This window comes from Capnocytophaga canis, assembly GCF_000827555.1.
Lineage (GTDB): Bacteria > Bacteroidota > Bacteroidia > Flavobacteriales > Flavobacteriaceae > Capnocytophaga > Capnocytophaga canis.
Genome location: NZ_CDOI01000052.1, coordinates 1 through 318 on the forward strand (window position 1 = coordinate 1; position 318 = coordinate 318).

1 pseudogene is annotated in these 318 nt (G+C 32.4%); it reads left to right on the plus strand.

What is annotated here, in order from left to right:
• Positions 1-42 precede the first annotated feature (42 nt).
• Positions 43-318, plus strand: a pseudogene (locus CCAND38_RS11790) (hypothetical protein); the annotation flags it as partial.

Consider the following 318-nt stretch of genomic DNA (forward strand, 5'->3'; position numbering starts at 1 on the left):
TTAAAATATTATACTACTAAATATATTGATGAGTGGATTAATATGTCCAATAGACATTTGATTGATAAATCAAAAGTAGTGAAGTATAGTCCTACTCCCATTTATAAAGCGGTTCCTGTTTTATTTTTGCTAAAACCAGAGTTAGCCCCACAGATAGATGTTTATATTCCTAAGGCTATTGGGCGTTGTAACGGTATATCTTGTTCCACAAGTGGTATGTTTGCAAAATTAATTTCTTTAAAAGCTCCTATTTTGGGAGAAATGACAGCAACTGCACCTTTTTCTATACCTCAAATAATGGGGATATATCGTCAAGAA